The following is a 21,789-nucleotide window of genomic DNA, read 5'->3' on the forward strand; positions in this document are numbered from 1 at the left end:
TTTCGCCGTGGCGTGCATGGCCCGTGGCGCACCTGCGGCCCTTGCCAAAGGCCCGGCGTTCCTCGCACAATGCGCGCGCCTCCTGGCTGCACGATTGATGAGCGAGATAGGCCCCATTGGTGAACAAATAGCATCAATGGCGCGATCGATCTGGCGCCCAATCAGAGGCTGAGACCCGGGCAACAAGTGACATCCATGAACAACAAGACAGCCATCTCCTCCCCTGCGGACACGCAGGCCCCGCAACCGACCCACGGCGCCAAGGCCTGGGTCGTCGACCTGGTGCTGCTCGCGGCATTGTGGGGGGCGTCCTTCCTGTTCATGCGCATGGGCGCCGCCGAGTTCGGGGCCCTGCCCACGGCAGCGGCCCGCGTCAGCATCGGTGCTGTCTTCCTGTTTCCCCTCATGATGTTCCGCGGACAGGGGGCCGCGCTGGTCCAGCACTGGAAGGCCAGCATGGCCCTGGGTGTCTTCAACTCGGGCCTGCCGTTCGCGCTGTTCAGCTTTGCGCTGCTGACCATCAACAGCAGCCTGGCGGCGGTGCTCAACGCCACGGCGCCGATGTTCGGGGCCCTGGTGGCGTGGGTCTGGTTCCGCGAGCGGCCCAGCGGCTGGCGCCTGGTGGGCCTGGCCATCGGTTTCATCGGCGTGGTCATGCTGGCCAGCGGCAGTGCGGGGCTGCGCGATGGCGACGGCGCGGGCAACCACAACGCGGCCCTGTGGGCCATCGGCGCCTGCCTGCTGGCCTGCCTGTGCTATGGCATTGCCGCCAGCGCCACGCGCCGCTACCTCACCGGGGTGCCGCCCCTGGCCACGGCCACCGGCAGCCAGATCGGCGCGGCCCTGCTGCTGGCCGTGCCGGCCATCATGTACTGGCCCCAGCACATGCCCTCGATGCGCGCCTGGCTGGCCATCGCGGCGCTGGGCGTGCTGTGCACGGGCGTGGCCTACTTCCTGTTCTTCCGGCTGATCGAGCGCGCCGGCCCTGCACGCGCGCTCACCGTCACCTTCCTGCTGCCGGTGTTCGCCACCTTCTACGGGGTGGTGTTTCTCGACGAGCGCATCACGCAGTGGATGCTGGTCTGCGCGGCCGTCATCGTCTGCGGCGTGGGGCTGTCCACCGGCTTCATCGCGCCGAAGACGCGCGCCGCAAAGACCTGAGCGCTCTCCGTCAACAGGTCTTTTGCCGCAAATAGGCCTGCGGCGTCATGCCCAGCTGCTTGTGGAACATGGTGATGAAGGCCGAGGGCGCGCTGTAGCCCAGCTCCAGCGCCACATCCTTGACTGCGCGGCCGGCCTCCAGCAGCGCGATGCCGCGCACCACCTTCAGGCGCTGGCGCCACTCGCCAAAGGGCATGTGCAGGTCGCGCTCGCAGCGCCGCGCCAGCGTGCGCTCGGTGGTGTGCACCGTGGCCGCCCATTCGGCGAGCGAGCGGCCATCCCAGGGGCATGCCAGCAGCGCTTCCAGCACGCGGCCGAGCAGGGGGTCCTGGGATAGGGGCAGGTAGCTGTCGTGGCTGGGCGCCACGCGCAGTTCGTCCAGCAGCACCTCGAACAGGCGCTGCTCGGGCGCACTCCGCGGTGCAGCGATCTGGCGCGCGCGCAAGGTGTCCAATACCGCCTGGATCAAGGGGCTGATGACCATGGTGCAGGGCTGGCGCGGCAGCGTGGCACACAGGCCCTCGGCCACATAGACGGTGGCGTAGCTGGCCTCGTGCCGGTTGCTCGACACATGCTCCAGGTGCGGCGGTATCCACACGCCGTACTGCGGCGGCGCCAGGAACACCTGCCCGCCCATGCCCACCTCGATCACGCCGGACAGCGCGTGCACGAACTGCCCCGCGGCATGGCTGTCGGCCGGGTCGGCACCGCCCGGCTGCAGGTGCACCACCTTGAACAGCATCGGTGGTGCCATGGCCGCCGGTGCGGCAGACGGCTTGCAGGCGGCCTTCGGGTGCTTCATCTTGTCTGGCTTCATCGATTGCTTGTCCGAACAGGCGTATTTGATTGAATCGCGTCAATTTAGACTGATTCTGCCGTACAGCCCCAGGAGACGAAACCATGCTGACCAACCACCCCACCGAATTCGACGCACAGTCCCCCGCCAGCGCCATGGCCGAGAAGTTCGCCCGCGATGGCGTGGTCTGCCTGCGCGGCGTGCTGCGGCCTGCCGAAGTCGAGCGGCTGCGCGAGGGCATCGATGCCAACCTGGCCGCCCCCAGCCCGCGCGCCAAGGTGGCCAGCCGCGCCGACGACCCGGGCTTCTTCATCGAGGACTTCTGCAACTGGCAGGAGATCCCTGCCTACTGGGACGTGATCTCGCAATCCGCGCTGGCCGAGATCGCGGCCAAACTCACGGGCAGCAGCACCATCCGCCTGTACCACGATCACATGCTCACCAAGGAGTCGGGCACGCGCCAGCGCACGCCCTGGCACCAGGACCAGCCCTACTACAACATCGAGGGCAGCCAGAACGTGAGCTTCTGGATCCCCGTCGACCCCGTCTCGCGCGCCTCCACGCTGGAGCTGGTCGCCGGCTCGCACCGCGGCCCCTGGCTCATGCCGCGCACCTTCATGAGCAACGAAGCCAAGTGGTTCCCCGAGGGCGCCCTGGCCGACCTGCCCGACATCGAGGCCGACCGCGCGGCCTACGACATCCGCGGCTGGGCCGTGGAGCCGGGCGATGCCATCGCTTTCAACATGCTCACGCTGCACGCCTCTGCCGGCCTGGAGCCCGGGCGCCGGCGCCGCGTGTTCTCGGTGCGCATGATCGGCGACGACATCACCCATGCGCCGCGGCGCTGGAAGACCTCGCCGGATTTTCCGGGGCTGGTGGATGCGTTGCCGGCGGGAGCGGCCATGGAACACCCGCTGTTTCCGGTGCTTTGGCAGCAGGCGAGCTGAGCCCCTAGGCCAGCAGCCTGGCTTTTTGCTGCTGGAATTCCTGTTCGGTCAGCACGCCCTCGTTGCGCAACTGGGCGAGCTTTCGGAGTTCATCGGAAACAGAAGGTACTGACGAAGGTGCGGATGCCCCATCCGCCGGGCTTGGCGCGTCAGGACGCCCGCCCTCGTGGGCCGCAGCCTCCAGAACACCAAGCCAGTGGCGTGCCTTGTGCAAGGCTGCCTCGTACGAGGCCCTGTTCGCATGGAAGGTGGACTCCAGGAAAACAAGGCTATGGGTTGGAATGGACGTGTTCTTCAAGCTGATGCGCAATTGCACGCGCATGATGGCAAGGACGATGCGATCCCCTGCAAGGGCAAAGTCGTCGAGCACCTCTGCCGACAGGATGTCGCCATAACCGACATCGACGCTATGGACCCAATCCCGGTCCGGGCCAAAGCCGTGTCCCTCTTCGGCACCAAAAGCCCCGCCTTGGTCAATACCGGCAGCTCCAGCGCGGTGGTAGCTGATCAGCCGCAGTTTTTTGTGCGCCTCATCGATGGCGATACCGGTCACACCGTCACACCCATCGACCTGCTGGGTGGCAACAAATCCGTCGGCACTCTCCAAGTTCGGACCAGGCACGACTTCGGTCCGCTCGGGCCTGTACATCAGGTGCACGACGGTACAGATAAAGACGAAGACCAACACCCCAATCATGAATCCCATAGCTCTCCCTCCGACGGATGCCAGCGTTCAAGGACGCCTTTTCCTGCGCTACGCCAGCCCGGCCCTTATCGCCCCCTCAGCGGCCTCAGCAGATCCGACAAGCCGTTATGGTCGATCTCATGCATCAGCGCCAGCAACTGCCCCAACTCCCCCTTCGGGAACCCTTCGCGCGCAAACCAGTTGAGGTAGTTGCCCGGCAGGTCGGCCAGCAGCGTGCCCTTGTGCTTGCCATAGGGCATCTCCATCGTGACCAGCTTCTGCAGCTTCTCCGCATCCATGGCGAGACCCTCAGCCGCCCGCGCGCTTGACCTTGTGGCCGAGCTTTTGCAGCGCGGCCATCACGCGGTCCACGTGGTCACCCTGGACTTCGATCACGCCGTCCTTCACCGTGCCGCCGCTGCCGCAGGCGGCCTTGAGCTGCTTGCCCAGCTGGTCGAGCGCGGCGGCATCCACCGCAACGCCCTTGACCAGGGTGACGGCCTTGCCGCCACGGCCCTTGGTCTCGCGCGATACGCGCACGATGCCGTCGCCCGCGGGCACGGCATTCTTGGCCAGCTCCTTGCACACGCACTGGGCAACCGGCTGGCGGCATTCAGGGCACATGCGGCCCGCGTCGGTGGAGTAGACCAGGCCGCCCAGGCTGGCAAGGTCGGACAGGGATTTCTTGGGTGCGGGTGCCATGTGCTTGTTGTTTGTCTATTGCGGCTCTTTGGGTTGGTCGGCCGGGTTGGCGCCCAGCTCGTTCTGCAGCATGTGGAAGTTGAGCAGGCGCGTGGCCATCACCGTCTCGGCCAGAAAGCACACCAGCGCCAGCAGGAACGAGGCCACGCCGGCCAGGAAACCGCCGATGGCCAGGCGGTTGGCCTGGTAGTCCAGGGTTTCACCAAGGAACAGCAGGATGATGGTGATGCCGATGAGAAAGGCGCAGAAGGTCAGCAACGCAATGCAGCCATTGGCCAGGCGGCCGCGCAGGCGCAGGTCGCCCAGCTCGGCGTAAGCACGCGCGGTGTACTCGGGGTCGTTGTTGGCGCGGGCGCGGTCCTCCACCACGCGGGCGCGGTCGATGATGCGCGCCAGCCGGCCGGCCACGGCACCGATCATGCCGGAGACGGCGGTGAGCAGGAACACGGGCGCCACCGCGAGCTGGATGCCGTGGGTGATGGCGGAGGGATCGGTGGGGATGGCCATAGGGGGATGTAGCGTGTATGCGGGCCGCCCGATTATCTGCGCACGGGGTTCGCATGGCGGCACGGCAAACCGGCCCTTTTCACGCGCCACCACCCCGATGCAGGACAATCGGGGCATCCAGACAGCCCGCGCGGGCTGCGACCACCCCTTTCATTTGCGGCCGTGCCCCGTGCACAGGCTGCCTTGCCCATGCCCTTTGCCGCCCTCGGTCTCTCCCCTGCCCTTGCCCATGCCGCCCAGGCCCTGGGCTTCACGGCGCCCACGCCCATCCAGACCGAGGCGATCCCGGCCATCCTGGACGGCAAGGACCTGCTGGGCATCGCGCAGACCGGCTCGGGCAAGACGGCGGCGTTCGGGCTGCCGCTGCTGCAGGCATTGCAGTTGGGCACCACCGGCCAGGCATCACGCCACGTCACCGCCCTGGTGCTGGTGCCCACGCGCGAGCTGGCGGCCCAGGTGGGCGAAGTGCTGCGCGACCTGGCCGGCCACCTGCAGCAGCCTCCCAAGGTGGCCGTGGTGTTCGGCGGTGTCTCCATCAACCCGCAGATGATGGGCCTGCGCGGCGGGGCCGACGTCATCGTGGCCACACCGGGCCGACTGCTCGACCTGGTGGAGCACAACGCCATCAAGCTGGGCCAGGTGGCCCACCTGGTGCTGGACGAGGCCGACCGCCTGCTGGACCTGGGCTTTGCCGAGGAACTGCAGCGCGTGCTGGCGCTGCTGCCGGCCAGGCGGCAGAACCTGTTCTTCTCGGCCACCTTCCCGGAGGCCGTGCAGGCCCTGGCCGACGGCCTGCTGCGCCAGCCGGTGCGCGTGGAGATTGCCGCCACGCCACAACACACGCCCGACATCGCGCAGCGCGCCATCGCGGTGGACGACAAGCGCCGCACCCAGCTGCTGCGCCACCTGCTCAAGGAGCACGGGTGGACGCGCGTGCTGGTCTTCGTGGCCACGCAGTACGCGGCCGAGCACGTGGCCGAAAAGCTCTACAAGGCCGGCATCTTCGCCAGCCCCTTCCACGGCGGCCTGAGCCAGGGTTCGCGCAAGCAGGTGCTGCAGGAGTTCAAGGACGAGCGCTGGCAGGTGGTGGTGACCACCGACCTGGCGGCGCGCGGCATCGACATTGCGCAGCTGCCTGCGGTGGTCAACTACGACCTGCCGCGCTCGGCCGACGACTATGTGCACCGCATCGGCCGCACCGGCCGCGCGGGCGAGAGCGGCGTGGCCGTGAGCTTCGTCACGCCCGAGGCCACGGCGCATTTCAAGCTGATCGAAAAGCGCCAGGGCCTGAACCTGCCGCTGGAAACCATTGCCGGCTTCGAGCCGACCGAAGTGGCACCAGCGCCTGCCCCGGCAGCCCCGGGCGAGCCCGGCACCGGTGGCATCAAGGGCCGCCGCCCGAGCAAGAAGGACAAGCTGCGCGCCGCCGCAGCCGAGGCCGAAGCCAAGGCAGCTGCCGAAGCCGCGCGCCCCCTGGGCAAGAAGCCACCCAAGCCCGAATGAGCCGCCTGCGGGCGTAAAAAAAGCCGGTCGCCCCGCAAGGGGCAAGCCGGCTGCCGGTTCGGGGGGCGAAGCTTTCAGCCCCACGCCCCGTGGTGTCTCAATCTTCGCTGTCGTCGTCTTCAGCGCCCATGCCATCGTTGGCATCGTCGTGCTCGCCCGCAGGCCGCGCGGTGCGCTTGCCCGGCTTGGCCAGGATCTCGACGTAGAACTGCTGGCCGCCCTCGGCCGCCACGCCATTGATCAACCCGGTAAGGGCCGACAGGTGCACCACGGTGGCCGCTTCCTTGGTGGCGCCGAACTGGCAATCGAAGTCCCAGAAGTCCGCGCCTGCGGGGATGTCGCGGCGCCGTTCGCGCTTGATGTACTTGCGGATGTCGTGCTTGATGGCCTCCAGAACCCGGTCCGGGTTCTTGCCTTCAACGTGCAATGGATAAGTTTTACGCATGGGCGATGGTACCTCTTGCCTACCTCCTGCCGCCCAAGCGCCATGAAAACACCAGCACAGGGCAACCTTGTATCGTGGCACACCGAGGGGCCGGACGCAATTCCCTTGCAGATTTCAGCTATCGACCAGTTCCACAAACGCGCTCTATAAGATGGACCGCAATCAAATTCATAACAACGGAGGTGCACCATGTCTACTGGAGGCTGGATTTTGTCGGCGGTGTTGGTGGTCGTGTTCGTATGGGCCATCGTGATCTACAACCGCCTCGTGCAATTGCGCAACCGCATTGCCAACGCGTTCGCACAGATCGACGTGCAGCTCAAGCGGCGCTACGACCTGATCCCCAACCTGGTGGAGGTGGCGCGCGGCTACATGGCGCACGAGGCCTCCACGCTCGAGGCCGTGGTCAAGGCGCGCGGCAACGCGCAGACCGCAGCCACCGCGGCCCGTGCAACGCCGGCCAGTGCCAGCGCGCTGGGTGCGCTGGCCACGGCCGAGGGTGTGCTCGGCGGCAGCCTGGGCCGGCTGATGGCCCTGGCCGAGGCCTACCCTGACCTCAAGGCCGATGCTTCCATGCAATCGCTGAGCGAAGAACTCACCAGCACCGAGAACCGCCTGGGGTTTGCGCGCCAGGCCTACAACGACCAGGTGCTGGAGTTCAACGACAAGGCCCAGCAGTTCCCCGACCTGGTCGTGGCGCGCCTGTTGGGTTTCGTGAGCTCGCCCATGCTCGAATCGACACAAAGCGCCGAGGAGCGCAGCACGCCCAAAGTCCAGTTCTGAGCAGTCCGCGCAACCGCGAGGGCTGACCCATGAAATTCTGGAACCAACAAGAGAACGCGCGCAGCGAAACGCGCCGTCTGCTGCTGGGCTTTGCCATCGCCGTGGCGCTGCTGGTGGCCGCCGTGCACGGGGCGCTGGTGGTGGCCTGGCTGCTGATGGCGGCTGTGCTGCCCGGCAACCTGCCCTACCCTGCGGGCTTTCTGGCCGTCAACGTGGGCGTGTCGCTGATGCTCATCCTGGGCGGCTGGTGGGTGGAAACATCCAACCTGCGGGCTGGCGGCGTCAGGCTGGCCACGCGCGCCGGCGCGCGCGAGCTGCGGCCCTCGATCTCGCACGCCGAGCAGCGGCTGGCCAATATCGTCGATGAGCTGTGCATTGCCGCCAACATGCGCCGCCCGCAGGTGATGGTGGTGCCGCGCGTCGACGCCATCAACGCCTTTGCCGCCGGCTGGGACGAGAAGGATGCGGTGGTGGCCGTCACGCAGGGCGCGCTCGACTACCTCGACCGCGACGAGCTGCAGGGCATGGTGGCCCACGAGCTGAGCCACCTGCACGAGGGCGACACGCGCCTGAAGATGCAGCTGGCGGGCATGGTGTTCGGGCTGGAGCTGGTCTACAACTTTGGCGACACGCTGCGCGAGCGGCGCGGCCTGGCCTGGTGGTTCGGCTCGGCCATCATGCTGGCAGGCTTTGCCGGCTGGCTCACGGGGCGCATGCTCAAGGCCGCCGTCTCGCGCCAGCGCGAGTACCTGGCCGATGCCCGCGCCGTGCAGTGGACGCGCAGCAAGGAGGGCCTGGGCGGCGTGCTGCGCAAGGTGATGGGCCAGCACCGCGACACGCCCGCGGGCTATGCCCAGGACCACCGCCACACCGGTCTGGCCTTGCCCTCCGTGCAGCACATGCTGCTGGTGGACGTGGAAGGCGGCAGCCGGCTGGAGCGCCGGCTCGACACCCACCCCACGCTCGAAGACCGCGTGCGGCGTGTCTATGGCCGGCCCATGCAGCCGCTGGCGGTATCGCCCGTGACCGTGGAGCCCGAGTCCGCGCGGCGCGGCAGCGCGGCCACCGGCGTGGTACCGGGGGCACCTACCATCGCGTCCCTGGTGGACCCGTTCGCGCGCTTTACCTGACGCAACCGTCCCTGCGGGCCCACCGGCGGCCCCAGTGCGCAAACGCGGCGTCGGCCTACGCAGCCGATGGGCGTCTTCGGCGACCCTCGGGTTTCCTGCGCCCCCGAAGGGCGTGCGGGAAACCCGCACCCGCCATCGACCATTGCAAACAGTTGCTGGCGTTTTGGGAACCCGGTGCCACAATGCAACAACACGTATTGTTACAAACACGCATGCACCACGACGAGGAACTACTGCAACTGCTGCCCGCAGCGGCACTGGTGGTGACGCCGGCCGGGGCCATTCTGCGGGCCAATGCGGCTGGCGTGGCCCTGCTGGAGGCCGACAGCGAGCAGGCCCTGCTGGGCCGCATCCTGGGCCACTTCGTGCACCCCATGGACAAGGCGCGCTCCAGCCAGCGCATCGAGCGCGTGAAACAGCCCGACCACGCGGGGCGGCCCAACAAGTCCTCCGAGTTCCGCGTGCGCACCGACAAGGGCCAGCTGCGCATGGTGCTGGTGGCCAGCGTGGCCATCGAATGGCAGGGCGCACCGGCCCTGCTGATGTGCGGCATGGACATGACGCACCAGAGCGAGATCCAGGACCAGTTGCGCGAAAGCGAGCACAACTTCCGGCGCCTGTTCGACAACATGCAGGACGTGTACTACCGCACCGACGCCCTGGGGGTGGTGCAGCACGTGGGGCCCGGGGTGCGCCGCGTGCTGGGCTACGAGCCGCACGAGATCGAGGGCCGCACGGCCGAGTCGTACTACCCGCAGAGCAAGGACCGCGACGCCTTCAAGGCCGCCATCCAGGAAAAGGGCGAGGTCGCCGACTTTCCGGGGCAGATGGTGCGGCGCGACGGCGTGGTGATCGACATCTCCATCAGCAGCCACGCCCTCTACGACCACCAGGGCCAGTTTGCCGGGGTGGAGGGCATCTACCGCGACGTGACGCAGCGCAAGAACCTGGAGCGCGAACTGCACCGCCTGGCCACCACCGACATGCTGACCGGCATGGCCAACCGCCGCGCCTTCCTGGAAACGGCCGAGGCCGCCTACCACGCAGCGCGCGAGCATGGCACGCCGCTCACTCTGCTGATGCTGGACGTGGACCACTTCAAGTCCATCAACGACCGCTTCGGCCACCTGGAGGGCGACCGCGCCCTGGTGGCCTTTGCCCGCGCTGTGATGGAAGGGCTGCGCCCCGGCGATGCGGTGGGCCGCCTGGGGGGCGAGGAATTCGGCGTGCTGTTGCAGGGCACCACGCTGGCCCAGGGCCATGAGGTGGCCGTGCGGCTGCTCAACTGCGTGCGCACGCTGGAGCTGGCAGGCATGGATGCAGGCGCCAGCCACCGCTACCGCATCACCGCCAGCATGGGCCTGGGCACGCTCAGGGGCAGCGACCGCAGCCTGCGCGACCTGCTGGACCGGGCCGACCAGGCGCTCTACCAGGCCAAGCGCGAGGGGCGCGACCGGATTGCACTGGCCGATGCCGACCTGGACAGCCCGGGCTATTGAGCGGCCGGCCGCACCAGGGGCCTAGAAATCGAACACCGCCGCGCCCATGCCATAGCGCCCCTGCAGCGTGGTGGCCAGCACCCCCAGGCAGAACATGGCGTACAGCAGGACGAATGCCCGGTGAACGGGGAGCGGTGGAGACTCTACCGGCGCCAGGCGCACGGGCCCCAGGGCGGCCGCCAGCAGCATGGCGGGGATGATGAAGTACCGCCCCTGCAGGCCCTCGATGACGCGTACGGGATAGGGGTTCCAGGTCACGGCGAGCGCAAAGAAGGCCAGCATCGCGCTGCCAAGGGCGGCAAGCACCAGCGTGGCACGGATGGCGAGATCGGCCTTCTGGTAGCGGGTTGCCGCCACGGTCAGAAGGGCCGCCAGCAGCAGGCCGCAGCCGATGGTGGCCAGGGCAAAGCGGGGAATCGGCGCGTCGGCCCAGCCCAGGTTGCCCACGAACGATGAGACGATCAGGTGGCCCTGGAACGGATCGGCGATGGTCCGCCCCACCAGACGCAGGAACTCCACCGGCTCGCGCAGGTAGGCGCCGATGATCTGCCCCGTGGAGAGCGCACGCACCACGCGGCCGTCCTGGGTGTGGATCATTCCGTACAGGGTCCACCCGGCGCTGGCTGCCAGCAGGGTGGCCGTTGCCGCCAGCCGCTGCCAGGACCTGTGCCGAAGCAGCAGCACCATGGGCAGCAGCACGATGGGAATGAGGTTGGTGCGCGAGGTGACCAACAGGAAGATGGCGCCATAGAACGCGAACGCCTGCCAGCGCGTGGCCTTGCCCTCTTGCCACTGCTGCAGAAACAGGGACAGCACCAGCAGCGCCAGCGCAAAGCACAGCCCGTCGATGGTGGGCGAGATGATCTGGAACAGTGCCATGGGCATCAGCACCAGGGCCTGCACCAGCAAGGAGGGCCGCCCGATCTGCCAGGCCCAGAAGACCAGGCCGAACACCAGCAGGGTGACCAGCATGCGGGTGAGCTGGTAGCTGTGGCCCATGGAAAGATCGAGCTCCCGCGACAGCTTGAGCCCCAGCGCATGCGGCAGGTAGATGAAGGGGGCGTAATAGCCTGTGGCCGCCGCGTTGACGAAGACCTCATCGTCCATCCAGTCGAACCGCGTCGCCTCGCTCATGAGCCATGTCGGCGACAGGCTCGTGTCCCGGTGCGGTCCCACGATCTTCTGCATCCACTGCGAGAACTGGAAGAAATGGATGTCCACCCAGCCCCCCGTGCGGTCCTGCACGCCGGGCTCCTGGCCCTTGAGCAGCGGTTGGCCGTGGGCCACCATGTCGGCCCGCAGCAGGTGCACGATCTCATCGGGCGACTGGAAGGCCGGAATCAGTTGCATCATGCCGCAGGCAATCGCAAAACCCAGCGCAAACCACGCCGTGCGCAAGGTACGCAGACCGGCTTTCCCCCTCCCCTCCAGGGAGAACATACGAGGCCAGCCGGAAAGGTCAGGGCGCAAAAACAATAAAGACAGTCTTCAAGAAAAAAACAGACAGCGACGATCCCGGCTGGCAAGAAAGATCTTAGCCACGCAGGCCGTCCGCTTGATGGCGTGCAGCGCTCAATTGCGCGTCAGGCGTGACCTACATCACCAGAACCGAGGTTTTGTACCGTGGCGGCCCGGGGCACCAACCCGCAGCCGCCGGGAACCGGAACATGATGGCAGGCAGGGAAGCCTCCTGCAATCGCACTTGCATTTGGAATCATTTCTACAATACCCCATGAGCCCCCCACACACCGCACGCGCCACACCCGGCAAGGAAGAGATCGCACTGCTGGCCCCCTTCGAACGACTGGGGCCCGACCGCATCGCCCTGGTGACCACCGCCGAACAGGCCCACCAGGCCGGCGAGGAGCTGGCCGCCAGCACGGCCTGGGGCTTCGACACCGAGTCCAAGCCCACCTTTGTGCAGGGCGAGGTCTCCGACGGCCCGCACGTGGTGCAGCTGTCAACGCTCCACAAGGCCTGGGTGTTCCAGCTGCACGACCGCGACTGCCGCCACCTGGTGGCGCAGCTGCTGGCCCGCCCCGGCGTGACCAAGGCGGGATTTGGCCTGGGCGACGACAAGAAACGCATACAGGCCAAACTGGGCGTGGTGCCCGAGGACGTGCTGGAGCTCAACCACGTGTTCCGCCAGCAAGGCTACCGCAAGGACATGGGCGTCAAGGGCGCGGTGGCCGTGCTGTTCAACCAGCGCTTCATCAAGTCCAAGAAGGCCGCCACCTCCAACTGGGCCAACCCGAAGCTCACCGAGTCGCAGCTGGTGTACGCCGCCAACGATGCCTATGCGGCGGCGCGCGTGTACCACGCACTGGGCCTGCCGGCAGGCACCTGAGGCATCTGCGGCATCGCTACACTGCGGCAGGAAAATTCCTGCACCAGGGGCCATCCATGATCTTCGACTCCGCGGATTACTACTTCATCGACTTCCAGACCGATCTGCCCAAGGAGGCCGCGGGCACGCGCATCGGGATGTACCTCGCCTGGCTCACCCTGCGCGGACTCGGCGGCGAGGGTGTCAACGGCTACCTGGACGACCTGCGCGCACGGCGCATGTCCTGCGCGGATTTTCTGTTCGATGCCTGCGACGGCAAGTTCGGCACGCAGGACGTGAACGGCGAGGGCCTGGCCTTCACCGAGCACTACTACACGGCGCAGTTCAACGACGACTTCGACGCCGTGTTTGCCGGCGAATTCAGCCGCACCGGGCATGACCTCGACGATTCGTGCAGCGTGCGCGGCAACTGGCACAACTACGACCGCCTGGCCCTGGTGCTGAATCGGCGCCTGCAGGGCTGGCGCGCACTGCGCGACCAGGTGGCATGGCCGGTGCTGCCCGCCCTGGACGGCGTGTACTCGGCCGTGCTGCGCGCCCTGCAGCCCTTCATGCAGGCCAAGGGCTTCGTGCACGACCCGGTCAACGAGCCCGAGATGACCGATGCGCCCTCACCTGAGCGCGTAGGACACCTGTACTGCAGTGATTTCCCTGGCGGCAAGCACTGGCTGCTCGTCGTGGTCAGGTCGACGCCGCAGAACACCCTCACGCTGGCGCTGACGGTGGCATCGCGCCTGGACGCGGTGGCCGAGCGCATCCGCGATCATGGCCTGCCCGAGTATTTCAACGACACGCCCGAGAGCCCCCTGCCCTACACCGCCCTCCTGCGCCTGCCACACTGGCTGCGCGGCGACCCGGAACTGCTCGTGGAGAGCGATGGCGATGGCAACACCGCGCTCGTGCTGCGCGGACCCCAGGGCCTGGCGAAGACCGTTCTCCAACTGGCGCAGCGCTGCGAAACCGTGCTCGCCCCCTTGCTGGACCAGCTGGCCACCGTGCAGGGCCTCGATGCCGTGCGCTGCACGCGCCCGCTGTCGGAGTCCATCCTCTACACCGACCCGTACAACCGCCTCGCGCTGTCCACCGCGGAGGCGGCGGGCAACCCGCGCATCCTGGAACTGTGCGACGAGCTCGAGGCCCTGGGCAGCGACCCGCAGGCCCCGGGCTCGCGCATGTTCTACCCGAACCTGATGGCGCACATCCACCTGGTGCGGGAACGGAACACCCGCGCGTAAAAGCTCAGAGTGCCGCTGCGAGGCGCGCTGCCTGGTCGATGGCGCGCTTGGCGTCGAGCTCGCCCGCCTCCAGCGCACCGCCCACCACATGGGGCTTTCTGCCCAGCGCCAGCAGCTCGTCGGCCAGGGTGCGCAGCGGCAGCTGGCCGGCGCACAGCACCACGGTGTCGCAGGGGATCCAGGTCGGGTCCTCACGCTGCTCGCCATGCGAGACGAGCAGGCCCTCGTCGGCAATGCGCTCGTAGTTCACGCCGCCCACCATCTGCACCTGCTTCATCTTCAGCGTGGTGCGGTGGATCCAGCCCGTGGTCTTGCCCAGACCCTCGCCGAGCTTGCCCTTCTTGCGCTGCAGCAGCGTGACCTGGCGCGCCGGTGGCGTCACCTGCGGGCCCTTGGGGGCCAGGCCGCCGCGTGCCTCGGCCGGGTCGGTGATGCCCCATTCGGCCTGCCAGGCGGGGAGGTCGAGCGTAGTCGAGTGGCCCTGGCCGTGCACCAGGAACTCGGCCACGTCGAAGCCGATGCCCCCGGCACCGATGACGGCCACGCGCTCGCCCACGGGCTTGCCATGGCGCAGCACGTCGATGTAGCTGAGCACCTTGGGGTGCTCCTGCCCGGGGATCTTCGGGTCGCGCGGGCTCACGCCCGTGGCGACCACCACCTCGTCGTAGCCCGCAAGGTCGGCCGCCTGCACAGGCGTGGCCAGGTGCAGGTGCACACCCGTGTCCTGCACGCGCGTGGCCAGGTAGCGCAGCATCTCGTGGAACTCCTCCTTGCCCGGCACCTGCTTGGCCATGTTGAGCTGGCCGCCGATGGCCTCGGCGGCATCGAACAGGTGCACCTCGTGCCCGCGCTCGGCGGCCACGGTGGCGGCCGTGAGGCCCGCCGGGCCTGCGCCCACCACGGCGATGCGCTTGGGCTTTTGCTGCGGCGCCAGGGGCTTGTAGACCAGCAAGGTCTCGTGGCAGGCACGCGGGTTCACCAGGCAACTGCTGGTCTTGGCCTTGAACACATGGTCCAGGCAGGCCTGGTTGCAGGCGATGCAGGTGTTGATGCGGTCGGCCTTGCCCTCGGCCGCCTTGTTCACGAAAGCCGGGTCGGCCAGCAGCGGGCGCGCCATGGAGACCATGTCGGCGCAGCCATCGGCCAGCACTGTTTCAGCCACCTCGGGCGTGTTGATGCGGTTGGAGGTGACGAGCGGCGTGGCAATGCCGGCCGCCGCGAACTCGGCCTTCATCTTCTGCGTGACCCAGGCGAAGGCCGCGCGCGGCACGCTGGTGGCAATGGTCGGTATGCGCGCCTCGTGCCAGCCGATGCCGGTGTTGACGATGCTGGCGCCGCCCGTGGCCACGGCCTTGCCCAGGGTGACTATCTCGTCCCAGGCGCTGCCGCCGGGCACCAGGTCGATCATGGACAGGCGGTAGATGATGATGAAGTCAGGCCCCACAGCCTCGCGCATGCGCGCCAGGATCTCCACCGGCAGGCGCATGCGCTGGCTGTAGTCGCCGCCCCAGGCATCGGTGCGCCGGTTGGTGGCGGCCGAGAGGAACTGGTTGATCAGGTAGCCCTCGGAACCCATGACCTCCACACCGTCGTACCCCGCCTCGCGCGCGCGCTGGGCGCAGTTGACGAAGGCGCGGATCTGCCGCTCCACCCCGCTGGCCGACAGCGCAAAGGGCGTGAACGGCGTGATCGGCGACTGCAGCCGCGAGGGTGCCACCGCCAGCGGGTGGTAGGCATAGCGGCCGGTGTGCAGTATCTGCAGCGCGATCTTGCCGCCCGCACCGTGCACGGCTTCGGTCACCACTTTGTGGCGGCGCGCGGCACCGGCCGTGGATAGCGTGCCCGCAAACGGCTTGGTCCAGCCCGCGATGTTGGGCGCAAAGCCCCCCGTCACGATCAGCCCCACCCCGCCCTCGGCCCGCTCGCGAAAATAGGCCGCCATGCGCGAGAGGTCGCGCGCATCTTCGAGACCGGTGTGCATGGAGCCCATGAGTACGCGGTTCTTGATCTGCGTGAACCCGAGGTCCAGCGGGGCGAGCAGGTGGGGGTACAAGGCGTGGCCGGGCGGCAGCTCGCTGGCGATGGATTTCATGGTCGAACGGGCGCGTGGGGCGCCATAGGGTTGAAGATGCAGCCAGAAACACCTGCACAAGCGTTTCTAGAATATTTTTCTAGAACTTTATTCTAGAATGCACTTCCATGGCAAGCCGCAGTTCCACCAAGAGCACTACCTCCCCCCCGCCCGCCGAGGCCACCGACCGGCGCCAGGAGATCTTGAACGCCGCCCTGGCCTGCGCCGCGCAGGCAGGGGTGGAGGCGGTCTCCATCGACGGCGTACGGGCACGCTGCGGCGCCAGCGTGGGCAGCATCTACCACCACTTCGGCAGCAGGGAGGGCATCGTCGCGGCGCTGTTCTTCGACATCTTCCACACACAGTCGCGCAGCATCCAGGCCCAACTCGATGCCTCCGTCGGTGTGGAGGCCGGCGTGCAGGCCCTGGTCAGCGGCTACCTGGATTGGGTGGTGGCGCAGCCCGTGCAGGCGCGCTTTCTGTTCCAGGCACGCGGCTCGGTCGCCGCCGGCCCGCGCAGCGCCGAACTGGCCGAGGCCGCACGCGGCCGCAACCGGGCGCTGGTGGCCTGGTTCGAGCCGCACCGCCAGGGCGGTGCACTGCGCAACCTGCCCTGCGAGCTCATGCCCTCGTTGGTGATGGGCCCGGTGCAGAGCTATTGCCGCGCCTGGCTGTCGGACCGCGCCGGCCAGGGCGCCCTGCCCTCGCCAGACATCTACCGCAGCGAACTGGCGGCGGCGGCGTGGCGCGCAGTGCGCGCCTGAAGCCCCTTCAACCGACCGCACCGCGCTGGCGACCGACCACCCGGTGCACCAGCCAGAAGAGCAAGGCACCCACCGGCCCGATGACCAGCAGGTTCCACAGCGGCATGAACAGCAGGCCGAGCGCCGCCGTCGAGCCCTTGGGGGCGCTGAAGACGCTGTAGTGCATGAACCCGTCCGCCACAAGGCATGCCGCGGCTGCCCCGAGCCCCCACACCGCATGGCGGCCCCGTGCCAGCAGAGCGGCGATGGCGTAGGGGGTGCACGACCAGAGAAGCAGGCCGATGAGAAAGCCGATGGCGTCCATGCCGCCCTCGGCCTTGAAAAAAACGGTGTAGAGGTGCAGCACCACGCCCGCGCCGCTCAGGGCGAGGGTGATAGGCTTCAAGGCAATGGAGGGTGGCATTGCGCTCTCCGGCAAGTGCTTCACGGTGTCGGCCGATGATATCCGCGGTGGCCGGGGCGCAGTGCGCCTTATCCGAGGTACTCGCCTTCGTCGAACTGCCGCTGCACACGGCGCGTCGCCGCCTGCACATGGGCCGCGAGCATGCCATCCAGGCCGATGCCGGTGAGCGTTTTCTGGCAGGCTGGCAGGTAGCGCGCCGCCCATTCGTCGCCATCGCAATCGTGCTCGTAGACCACGTTGTGGAAAGCCCCTTGCGCATCGAAGACCAGCAGCGTCCGGTCTTCATAGCGGTGGTGGGCCCAGCCGAAAACCACGTACTCGCGGGTCAGCACGTCCTGCGAAGCGGGTTTCAAGCCGCTGAATTCCTCGCGGCTGCCGAAGGTGCACAAGGCCCCCATCAGGCTGGGCCAGGCCGGATCGACGTCGCCTCGGTCGGCCCAGGACAGCAGATCGTCGATGGCGAGCAGGTCGATGTGGGCCATGCGGTACCCGTCCAGAAACCGGAAGCCGCCCATCGCCGCATAAAGTGTCTTGAGCGGCTCGGGCACCGGCATGCAGATGCGGGCCTGCAGCCGCTCGATGGCCTCAGGCGCCTCGCACGGGTAGTGGGTCACCTCGAATGCAGATTCGAAGTCCTCTGCGGTGTCTTCGTCCTCCATCTCGGCCACCTGGGACCCCAGAGCCTTCACCGTAGAGGCGTGTTGTGCGAGCGCTGCCGTGAGCAACGGAAAAGAATGGTTGTCGGGCATTGTTTTCGGTGCGGACACGCGGTCTCGCCGTGGCTTGCAAGTTCAATTATCGAGTGCGGTAAAAACTGCCAGCCCGCCTGCGCTGCAGGCCGGCGCCGCAACGTACCTTCAATAGTGAGGCGGCAACTCGTCGCGCAGGTTGCGCGGTGCCCCGCCCGCACCACCATCCGGCGCCTGCTGGCGCAGCTGGATGACCTCCTGCGTGAGCCGGTCGATCAGCTCCTGCTGGCGGTAGATGGTCAGGTTGAGCTGGTCCAGCAGGTCCTCGGTGAAGCTGGCCTTGATCTCCAGGCTCTCCAGCCGCTCGACGATGCGCTGCTGGTTCGCGTCCGGAACCGAGGTCGGCTCCATCAGAGGGCCTGACCGAGGCGCGCCACGCCTTCGCGGATCTTCTCCACGTCGGCCGTCGCGAACGACAGGCGCAGGGTGGCGTTGTCGGGGTTGGCGCAGAAGAACGGCGTGCCGGGCACGAAGGCCACGCCCTTCTCGATGGCGCGCTTGGCCAGCACGTTGCCGTCGGCGACCTTGCCGCCGGCACCGGTCAGGCGCGCCCACACGAACAGGCCGCCCTGGGGCTGCACGAACTCGATGGCATCGCCCAGCTCCTTGCGCAGCGCGTCGCCCATGGCCTGGGCACGCTCGGCGTACACCTTGCGCACCTTGGCCAGCGTGGCGGGCATGCGGCCGGCCTTGAGGTACTGGGCGGCCGTGGCCTGGGCGAAGGTGCTGGTGTGCGCATCGCTGAACTGCTTGCACATGGTGGCCTTGGCCAGCAGCTCGGCGGGGGCGATCATCCAGCCCACGCGCAGGCCGGGCGAGAGCACTTTGCTCATGGAGCCGCAGTGCGCCAGCAGCTCGCGGCTGCCGGGCACGCTGGCCGACAGGTTGAGCAGGCTCGGTGGCGGGGCTTCGCCGAAGTACAGGTCGCCGTAGGGGTCGTCCTCGACGATCAGGGTCTGGTGCTTGACGGCCATCTCCAGCACGGCCTTGCGGCGCTCCAGGCTCAGCATCACGCCGCTGGGGTTGCCGAAGGTGGGGATCAGGTAGACGAATTTCGGCTTGTGTTCGGCGATGAGCTTTTCCAGCTCGTCGGTCTTCACGCCGTTGGCGTCGATGGGGGCGCTGATGAGTTCGGCGCCGTACAGGCGAAAGCACTGGATGGTGGCCAGGAAGGTCGGGCCTTCGACGATGACCTTGTCGCCGGGGCTGATCAGGGTCTTGCCCAGGAGGTCCAGCGCCTGCTGGCTGCCCGTGGTGACGATCAGGTTCTCGGGCGCCAGGTCCTTGGCGCCCTTGCTGGCCATGAAGGCAGCCAGTTGCTCGCGCAGGGGCTGGTAGCCTTCGGTGGCACCGTACTGCAGGGCGGCGCCGGGCTCCTCCGTCAGGGCCTGGTTGCTGGCTTCGCGGATGCCTTCCACGTCGAACATGGCGCTGTCGGGGAAACCACCGGCAAAGCTGATGATGCCCGGCTTGCCCAGGAGCTTGAACAGCTCGCGGATGGCGGAGGTTTCTACATTGTTCAGGCGGTCGGCGAATTGCATGGAGTGGAATCCCGGTTGGACAGTAGGTGACAGCGAATCCGCCATTGTCGCCAATTGGCGTGCAGGTTTCCTGCAGCGTAGACTTGCCCTTCGACAGAATTCCCCTGGAGACATGTGCCATGCCCCTGGAAATCCGCCAGTTGCCGAAGATGCGCCTTGCCTACATGCGCCACACGGGCCCCTACGGTCCGGCCCTGGGCCAGCTGTGGGAGCGCTTTGGCCAGTGGTGCGACGAGCACCGCCTGAGCGAGCCGCGCCCCAAGTTCTACGGCCTGAGCCTGGACGACCCCGCCTGCACGCCCCCGGAGCAATGCCGCTACGACGCCTGCGTGCAGGTCGGCGTGGGCCTGCGCACGGGCCCCGATGCCCAGGTGCAGGACTTTGCGGGCGGCGACTACCTGTGCCAGCACTTCCACGGCACGGGCGCCGAACTCGGTGCCGCCTGGGCAGCCCTGGGCGCACCGAACCAGGTGCCCGCAGGCTGGGAACTCGATGCGCGGCCGGCTGTGGAGGTCTACGACGAGGACTTTGCGATGGACCCAAAGACGGGAGCGTTTGCGTGCTGGCTGTGTGCGGCGGTGCGCAAACAGGGCTGAGTAGCCTGCGGGCCGTCACCGCCCCGGAACCAGCAGGCGCAGCGCCTGCACCAGCCCGGTGGTGCCATGGCGCACCTCGCTCCCACCGGGCTCGACGTCGATGAGCCCGCCGCGCTGGTGGGCGTCGTAGATGCCCACGAGCAGGCGGGCCGTGCTCTCGCTCACGATGCGGCCGAACTTCTCCATCCACTGCGCGCGGGGGATGGCCTGGGCGGTGACGCTGCGCCCGAGCAGTTCGCCCAATGCTTGAGCCACATCGCTCGCGGCATAACGGCGCGGCCCTTCGGCGTGGACGGTCCGTGCGCCGCTTGCCACGCCCGGGTGCAGCAGCAGGTCTGCCGCCATGCGGCCCACATCCTGCGCCGATACCGTGGGGAAAGGCCTGTCGAGATGCTGGTGGAAGGTCGGCAGGACACCCGTGGCCGCGGCCACCGGGATCAGGCCACGCCAGCCTTCCATGTGCTCGGCCGACCGCAGGAATACCTTGGGCATCGGCAGTGGGCGCAGGCTCTCCTCGAAGCCGTGGAACACGCTGGGCATGCCGATGTCTTCGGCGACATGCGCGCCGTAGTCGGAGATCGCCAGCACCAGGCCGGGCCGGGCCCGCTGCAGCGCCTGCACCACACTGTCGATGGAACGGCGCATGTCTGCCACCGCGTCCGGGGCCTGCGGCGTGGGCGGGCAGATGACCTGCACGGCGTGTGCATCCGCCACCGCGCCACCCAGCGCGGCCGGGTCCTGCAGGTCGGCCAGCACGACCTCGCATCCGATGGCGCTCAGGCGGCTGGCCTGGGTGGCGTCCCGCAGGATCGCCCGCACCGGCATGCCGGCCTCGCGCAACGCCAATGAGGTGGAATAGCCGACCTTTCCGGCGGCTCCGACAATTACAAACATGCTTGAAGTCCTTGGATAAAACAGAGTTCCAAGGATGGCGGTCCGGGTGAAAGCTGTCGCGCAGATTCAGACCGTCTATGGCAGATTCGGGCCGATTTCGCGCGACTGGCGGGCGATGTCGCCGGGCGTGCGCCCCAGCAGCCGGCGCATGGTGGAGGCCATGTGGCTCTGGTGGGCAAAGCCCGCCGCAGCCGCCACCTCGCTCGCAGGCATGGCGGTGGTGGCGAGCAGGGCCCGGGCATGCTCGACGCGGCGGCAGATGACGTACTGGTGCACGGGCATGCCGGTGCTGTTGCGAAACAGGGTCTTCAGGCGCGTGGCGCTGAGGCCGGCCACCTGCGCCAGGTCGGCCAGGTGCAGCGGGTGGCCCAGGTGGCACTCGATGAAGTCAGTGAGGCGGCGCAGTTGGCGTGCCGGCATCTTCGGCGCGGTGCGGCCTTGTGGCGCCAGGGCGTGGCCGCCCGCGGTCTCGATCAGGCGAACGGCCAGGGCGTTGGCCAACAGGTCGATGTACAGCGGATCGGACGGAACCTCCGCCTCCAGATCGGCCTTGATGGCCCAGCCGATGGCCTCGATACGCGTGTCGCGCAGCTGCAGCCGGGGCACCAGTTGCGCCCTGGCGGCCGGCAGCCCGAGGTCCTGCGCCACCTGCTCGACCAACGCCGGCTGGAGGCCCAGGCGCAGGATGTGGCAGTCGGCATCGTCCTCCCAGGTACCGCCCACGCCGGCGGGCACCACGTCAATGTCCCCGGGCTTCTGCACGCGGCGCATGCGCTCGCCGCCGCACTCGCAATCGGCATGCACGGGTGGGCCGAAATGCATGCCCAGGCTGTGCATGTCACCGCCCGGCACCTGCACCCGGCCCCGGGGAATGTGCACGAAATCGGCGCGCAGCCCGGTCCACGCCCGGGTGGCACCGGTGAGCAGGATCTGCGGCGTCGGGGAAGAAGAGGGAGAAGAAGAAGCCATGGCGAGCGGGGGAGCGGGGCTTGGGGTGCTGAGCAGCATACTCCCCTGCCCCTTGCCCCCGG

The 21,789-nt window shown here is 68.1% G+C and carries 24 protein-coding genes; 10 read left to right on the plus strand and 14 right to left on the minus strand.

Features of this window, described 5'->3' with window-relative positions; translation table 11 throughout:
- Positions 1 to 195: 195 nt before the first annotated feature.
- A complete protein-coding gene (locus PMI14_RS31755) occupies positions 196 to 1,161 on the plus strand; it encodes a DMT family transporter (RefSeq protein WP_007861580.1) in 966 nt (321 codons plus the stop codon).
- 10 nt (positions 1,162 to 1,171) lie between these two features.
- Here PMI14_RS31755 and PMI14_RS31760 read toward each other — a convergent pair whose 3' ends face one another.
- The gene (locus PMI14_RS31760; RefSeq protein ID WP_007861588.1) at positions 1,172 to 1,978 is read right to left on the minus strand and encodes a helix-turn-helix domain-containing protein; all 807 of its coding nucleotides are present in this window, start codon (positions 1,976 to 1,978) and stop codon (positions 1,172 to 1,174) included.
- An 83-nt stretch (positions 1,979 to 2,061) separates the two neighbouring features.
- Between PMI14_RS31760 and PMI14_RS31765 the strand changes: the two genes are divergently transcribed.
- Positions 2,062 to 2,904: a phytanoyl-CoA dioxygenase family protein gene (locus PMI14_RS31765; RefSeq protein WP_007861590.1), complete on the plus strand. Its 843-nt coding sequence runs from the start codon at positions 2,062 to 2,064 to the stop codon at positions 2,902 to 2,904.
- Positions 2,905 to 2,908: 4 nt separating this feature from the next.
- Here the strand turns inward: PMI14_RS31765 and PMI14_RS35445 are convergent, their stop codons facing one another.
- From PMI14_RS35445 to PMI14_RS31785, 4 genes are all read right to left on the minus strand, one after another.
- A complete protein-coding gene (locus tag PMI14_RS35445; RefSeq protein ID WP_007861592.1) occupies positions 2,909 to 3,610 on the minus strand; it encodes an SHOCT domain-containing protein in 702 nt (233 codons plus the stop codon).
- A 65-nt stretch (positions 3,611 to 3,675) separates the two neighbouring features.
- Positions 3,676 to 3,888, minus strand: a complete 213-nt coding sequence (locus PMI14_RS31775; protein WP_007861594.1) for a DUF3820 family protein — start codon at positions 3,886 to 3,888, stop codon at positions 3,676 to 3,678.
- A 10-nt stretch (positions 3,889 to 3,898) separates the two neighbouring features.
- Positions 3,899 to 4,291, minus strand: a complete 393-nt coding sequence (locus tag PMI14_RS31780) for a translation initiation factor Sui1 (protein WP_007861599.1) — start codon at positions 4,289 to 4,291, stop codon at positions 3,899 to 3,901.
- A gap of 15 nt (positions 4,292 to 4,306) precedes the next feature.
- On the minus strand, positions 4,307 to 4,798 hold the full coding sequence (locus tag PMI14_RS31785) for a DUF2721 domain-containing protein (RefSeq protein WP_007861600.1): 492 nt from the start codon (positions 4,796 to 4,798) through the stop codon (positions 4,307 to 4,309).
- Between the two features lie 189 nt (positions 4,799 to 4,987).
- Here PMI14_RS31785 and PMI14_RS31790 point away from each other — a divergent pair, with 189 nt between their 5' ends.
- Positions 4,988 to 6,301 (plus strand): DEAD/DEAH box helicase, encoded by a 1,314-nt coding sequence (locus PMI14_RS31790; RefSeq protein ID WP_007861601.1) that lies wholly within the window; start codon positions 4,988 to 4,990, stop codon positions 6,299 to 6,301.
- 97 nt (positions 6,302 to 6,398) lie between these two features.
- Here PMI14_RS31790 and PMI14_RS31795 read toward each other — a convergent pair whose 3' ends face one another.
- A complete protein-coding gene (locus PMI14_RS31795; RefSeq protein ID WP_007861602.1) occupies positions 6,399 to 6,746 on the minus strand; it encodes a DUF6172 family protein in 348 nt (115 codons plus the stop codon).
- A gap of 189 nt (positions 6,747 to 6,935) precedes the next feature.
- Between PMI14_RS31795 and PMI14_RS31800 the strand changes: the two genes are divergently transcribed.
- The 3 genes from PMI14_RS31800 (at position 6,936) to PMI14_RS31810 (ending at position 10,158) form a co-directional block, all read left to right on the plus strand.
- On the plus strand, positions 6,936 to 7,529 hold the full coding sequence (locus PMI14_RS31800; protein WP_007861603.1) for a LemA family protein: 594 nt from the start codon (positions 6,936 to 6,938) through the stop codon (positions 7,527 to 7,529).
- 29 nt (positions 7,530 to 7,558) lie between these two features.
- Positions 7,559 to 8,659, plus strand: coding sequence for a M48 family metalloprotease (locus PMI14_RS31805; RefSeq protein ID WP_007861604.1), 1,101 nt, complete (start codon positions 7,559 to 7,561; stop codon positions 8,657 to 8,659).
- 212 nt (positions 8,660 to 8,871) lie between these two features.
- Positions 8,872 to 10,158 (plus strand): sensor domain-containing diguanylate cyclase, encoded by a 1,287-nt coding sequence (locus PMI14_RS31810; RefSeq protein WP_007861606.1) that lies wholly within the window; start codon positions 8,872 to 8,874, stop codon positions 10,156 to 10,158.
- A gap of 21 nt (positions 10,159 to 10,179) precedes the next feature.
- Here the strand turns inward: PMI14_RS31810 and PMI14_RS31815 are convergent, their stop codons facing one another.
- Positions 10,180 to 11,511 (minus strand): DUF2142 domain-containing protein, encoded by a 1,332-nt coding sequence (locus PMI14_RS31815; protein WP_157405922.1) that lies wholly within the window; start codon positions 11,509 to 11,511, stop codon positions 10,180 to 10,182.
- A 379-nt stretch (positions 11,512 to 11,890) separates the two neighbouring features.
- On the opposite strand from PMI14_RS31815, the gene PMI14_RS31820 reads away from it, so the two are divergent.
- Both PMI14_RS31820 and PMI14_RS31825 read left to right on the plus strand, forming a co-directional pair.
- Positions 11,891 to 12,505 carry a 3'-5' exonuclease gene (locus PMI14_RS31820; RefSeq protein ID WP_007861610.1) on the plus strand — a complete coding sequence of 205 codons (615 nt, stop codon included), beginning with the start codon at positions 11,891 to 11,893 and terminating at the stop codon, positions 12,503 to 12,505.
- 56 nt (positions 12,506 to 12,561) lie between these two features.
- Positions 12,562 to 13,740 carry a hypothetical protein gene (locus tag PMI14_RS31825; RefSeq protein ID WP_007861612.1) on the plus strand — a complete coding sequence of 393 codons (1,179 nt, stop codon included), beginning with the start codon at positions 12,562 to 12,564 and terminating at the stop codon, positions 13,738 to 13,740.
- Between the two features lie 4 nt (positions 13,741 to 13,744).
- Here PMI14_RS31825 and PMI14_RS31830 read toward each other — a convergent pair whose 3' ends face one another.
- Complete coding sequence (locus PMI14_RS31830) at positions 13,745 to 15,832, minus strand: NADPH-dependent 2,4-dienoyl-CoA reductase (protein ID WP_007861614.1); 2,088 nt, start codon at positions 15,830 to 15,832, stop codon at positions 13,745 to 13,747.
- A gap of 107 nt (positions 15,833 to 15,939) precedes the next feature.
- Here PMI14_RS31830 and PMI14_RS31835 point away from each other — a divergent pair, with 107 nt between their 5' ends.
- Positions 15,940 to 16,575: a TetR/AcrR family transcriptional regulator gene (locus PMI14_RS31835; protein ID WP_007861616.1), complete on the plus strand. Its 636-nt coding sequence runs from the start codon at positions 15,940 to 15,942 to the stop codon at positions 16,573 to 16,575.
- A 7-nt stretch (positions 16,576 to 16,582) separates the two neighbouring features.
- On the opposite strand, the gene PMI14_RS31840 is transcribed toward PMI14_RS31835, so the two are convergent.
- The 4 genes from PMI14_RS31840 to PMI14_RS31855 form a co-directional block, all read right to left on the minus strand.
- On the minus strand, positions 16,583 to 16,978 hold the full coding sequence (locus PMI14_RS31840; RefSeq protein WP_007861619.1) for a hypothetical protein: 396 nt from the start codon (positions 16,976 to 16,978) through the stop codon (positions 16,583 to 16,585).
- A 68-nt stretch (positions 16,979 to 17,046) separates the two neighbouring features.
- On the minus strand, positions 17,047 to 17,745 hold the full coding sequence (locus PMI14_RS31845) for a hypothetical protein (RefSeq protein ID WP_157405923.1): 699 nt from the start codon (positions 17,743 to 17,745) through the stop codon (positions 17,047 to 17,049).
- 90 nt (positions 17,746 to 17,835) lie between these two features.
- Positions 17,836 to 18,078, minus strand: coding sequence for a SlyX family protein (locus tag PMI14_RS31850; RefSeq protein ID WP_007861623.1), 243 nt, complete (start codon positions 18,076 to 18,078; stop codon positions 17,836 to 17,838).
- On the minus strand, positions 18,078 to 19,268 hold the full coding sequence (locus PMI14_RS31855) for a PLP-dependent aminotransferase family protein (protein WP_007861625.1): 1,191 nt from the start codon (positions 19,266 to 19,268) through the stop codon (positions 18,078 to 18,080). The genes PMI14_RS31850 and PMI14_RS31855 overlap by 1 nt, the downstream gene beginning before the upstream one ends.
- 119 nt (positions 19,269 to 19,387) lie before the next feature.
- On the opposite strand from PMI14_RS31855, the gene PMI14_RS31860 reads away from it, so the two are divergent.
- On the plus strand, positions 19,388 to 19,864 hold the full coding sequence (locus PMI14_RS31860) for a GyrI-like domain-containing protein (RefSeq protein WP_007861627.1): 477 nt from the start codon (positions 19,388 to 19,390) through the stop codon (positions 19,862 to 19,864).
- A gap of 15 nt (positions 19,865 to 19,879) precedes the next feature.
- Here PMI14_RS31860 and PMI14_RS31865 read toward each other — a convergent pair whose 3' ends face one another.
- Together PMI14_RS31865 and PMI14_RS31870 are read right to left on the minus strand one after the other, a co-directional pair.
- Positions 19,880 to 20,758, minus strand: coding sequence for an NAD(P)H-binding protein (locus PMI14_RS31865; protein WP_007861628.1), 879 nt, complete (start codon positions 20,756 to 20,758; stop codon positions 19,880 to 19,882).
- 75 nt (positions 20,759 to 20,833) lie between these two features.
- The gene (locus tag PMI14_RS31870; RefSeq protein WP_007861629.1) at positions 20,834 to 21,727 is read right to left on the minus strand and encodes an AraC family transcriptional regulator; all 894 of its coding nucleotides are present in this window, start codon (positions 21,725 to 21,727) and stop codon (positions 20,834 to 20,836) included.
- Positions 21,728 to 21,789 lie beyond the last annotated feature (62 nt).

The sequence above is a fragment of the Acidovorax sp. CF316 genome (genome assembly GCF_000276605.1).
Lineage (GTDB): Bacteria > Pseudomonadota > Gammaproteobacteria > Burkholderiales > Burkholderiaceae_C > Acidovorax.

Bases quoted from the DNA above. Each gene is read 5' to 3' on its own strand.
- PMI14_RS31815 (WP_157405922.1), bottom strand. From the start codon at position 11,511: ATGATGCAACTGATTCCGGCCTTCCAGTCGCCCGATGAGATCGTGCAC.
- PMI14_RS31775 (WP_007861594.1), bottom strand. From the start codon at position 3,888: ATGGATGCGGAGAAGCTGCAGAAGCTGGTCACGATGGAGATGCCCTAT.
- PMI14_RS31865 (WP_007861628.1), bottom strand. From the start codon at position 20,758: ATGTTTGTAATTGTCGGAGCCGCCGGAAAGGTCGGCTATTCCACCTCA.
- PMI14_RS31780 (WP_007861599.1), bottom strand. From the start codon at position 4,291: ATGGCACCCGCACCCAAGAAATCCCTGTCCGACCTTGCCAGCCTGGGC.
- PMI14_RS31805 (WP_007861604.1), top strand. From the start codon at position 7,559: ATGAAATTCTGGAACCAACAAGAGAACGCGCGCAGCGAAACGCGCCGT.
- PMI14_RS31850 (WP_007861623.1), bottom strand. From the start codon at position 18,078: ATGGAGCCGACCTCGGTTCCGGACGCGAACCAGCAGCGCATCGTCGAG.
- PMI14_RS31870 (WP_007861629.1), bottom strand. From the start codon at position 21,727: ATGGCTTCTTCTTCTCCCTCTTCTTCCCCGACGCCGCAGATCCTGCTC.
- PMI14_RS31790 (WP_007861601.1), top strand. From the start codon at position 4,988: ATGCCCTTTGCCGCCCTCGGTCTCTCCCCTGCCCTTGCCCATGCCGCC.
- PMI14_RS31825 (WP_007861612.1), top strand. From the start codon at position 12,562: ATGATCTTCGACTCCGCGGATTACTACTTCATCGACTTCCAGACCGAT.
- PMI14_RS31800 (WP_007861603.1), top strand. From the start codon at position 6,936: ATGTCTACTGGAGGCTGGATTTTGTCGGCGGTGTTGGTGGTCGTGTTC.
- PMI14_RS31760 (WP_007861588.1), bottom strand. From the start codon at position 1,978: ATGAAGCCAGACAAGATGAAGCACCCGAAGGCCGCCTGCAAGCCGTCT.
- PMI14_RS31830 (WP_007861614.1), bottom strand. From the start codon at position 15,832: ATGAAATCCATCGCCAGCGAGCTGCCGCCCGGCCACGCCTTGTACCCC.
- PMI14_RS31855 (WP_007861625.1), bottom strand. From the start codon at position 19,268: ATGCAATTCGCCGACCGCCTGAACAATGTAGAAACCTCCGCCATCCGC.
- PMI14_RS31840 (WP_007861619.1), bottom strand. From the start codon at position 16,978: ATGCCACCCTCCATTGCCTTGAAGCCTATCACCCTCGCCCTGAGCGGC.
- PMI14_RS31835 (WP_007861616.1), top strand. From the start codon at position 15,940: ATGGCAAGCCGCAGTTCCACCAAGAGCACTACCTCCCCCCCGCCCGCC.
- PMI14_RS31755 (WP_007861580.1), top strand. From the start codon at position 196: ATGAACAACAAGACAGCCATCTCCTCCCCTGCGGACACGCAGGCCCCG.
- PMI14_RS31765 (WP_007861590.1), top strand. From the start codon at position 2,062: ATGCTGACCAACCACCCCACCGAATTCGACGCACAGTCCCCCGCCAGC.
- PMI14_RS35445 (WP_007861592.1), bottom strand. From the start codon at position 3,610: ATGGGATTCATGATTGGGGTGTTGGTCTTCGTCTTTATCTGTACCGTC.
- PMI14_RS31820 (WP_007861610.1), top strand. From the start codon at position 11,891: ATGAGCCCCCCACACACCGCACGCGCCACACCCGGCAAGGAAGAGATC.
- PMI14_RS31860 (WP_007861627.1), top strand. From the start codon at position 19,388: ATGCCCCTGGAAATCCGCCAGTTGCCGAAGATGCGCCTTGCCTACATG.
- PMI14_RS31795 (WP_007861602.1), bottom strand. From the start codon at position 6,746: ATGCGTAAAACTTATCCATTGCACGTTGAAGGCAAGAACCCGGACCGG.
- PMI14_RS31785 (WP_007861600.1), bottom strand. From the start codon at position 4,798: ATGGCCATCCCCACCGATCCCTCCGCCATCACCCACGGCATCCAGCTC.
- PMI14_RS31810 (WP_007861606.1), top strand. From the start codon at position 8,872: ATGCACCACGACGAGGAACTACTGCAACTGCTGCCCGCAGCGGCACTG.